Origin of the sequence: Pseudonocardia sulfidoxydans NBRC 16205, assembly GCF_007989085.1 — a bacterium.
Taxonomy (GTDB): Bacteria; Actinomycetota; Actinomycetes; order Mycobacteriales; family Pseudonocardiaceae; genus Pseudonocardia; species Pseudonocardia sulfidoxydans.
In genome coordinates, this window is record NZ_BJVJ01000188.1 from 1 (window position 1) to 910 (window position 910).

The 910-nt window shown below is 70.7% G+C and carries 1 protein-coding gene; it reads left to right on the plus strand.

Translation table 11 applies throughout. The features are described 5' to 3' along the window. Positions 1-68 precede the first annotated feature (68 nt). Positions 69-898 (plus strand): IS5 family transposase gene (locus PSU4_RS30950; RefSeq protein ID WP_373866119.1). Its coding sequence is split into 2 segments (ribosomal slippage): positions 69-387 and positions 387-898, totalling 831 coding nucleotides; the frame shifts between segments, so codons are not numbered across the junction. Positions 899-910 lie beyond the last annotated feature (12 nt).

Here is a 910-nt window from a genome sequence, read left to right on the forward strand (position 1 = left end):
GACCTGGTCTCAGAACTCGGCGTGTCGCTACGCGATCTCCGTGTGCTGATCGGTGATCGTCTTCGCTCGTGCGCACGACGGAGCAGCAGCGGCTGGTCGAGGACCGGCTCTGGGAACTGATCGAACCGCTGCTGCCCGGGCCTCCGCCGCCGCGCGGGCCGGGTGGCCGGCCTCGGATCGACGACCGGGCCGCCCTGGAAGGAATCCTGTTCGTACTCTCCACCGGCTGCCGGTGGCGCGACCTACCGCCGCAGCTGGGCTGCGGATCCGGGCACACCGCCTGGCGGCGCCTGCGCGCCTGGCAGGACGCCGGCGTGTGGGACCGCCTGCACCGACTCGTGCTCGACGAGCTGTCCGACGCCGCCGTGCTGGACTGGTCGCGGGCGTGCATCGATGCGGTGTCGGTGCGCGCGAAAAGGGGGGCGAGCTGACCGGCCGCAACCCCACCGACCGGGGCAAACACGGCTCCAAGTACCACCTGCTCTGCGACGCGAACGGCCTGCCGCTACACGCGCTCATCTCCGGCGCGAACACCCACGACAGCATGTTGTTCGAGCCGCTGCTCGACACCAACCCGGCGGTCCGTGGCCGCCGCGGACACCCGGGCCGGCCGCGGCGACGGCCGGACAAGCTGCACGCGGACAAGGGCTACGACTACCGCCGGTGCCGCACCTACCTGACCCGCCGCGGAATCCAGGTCCGGATCGCCCGCCGCGGGATCGAGGACAAGTCCAAGCTCGGCCGGGTCCGCTGGGTCGTCGAGCGCACCATCTCCTGGCTGCTGCGGTTCAAGCGCCTCGGGCTGCGCTACGACCGGACCGAACGCACACTCGCTCCGCTGCTCACCCTGGCCATGGTCCTGATCAACCTCCGACGTCTCGTCCAGAAGGAGTTCTGAGACCAGGTCTTA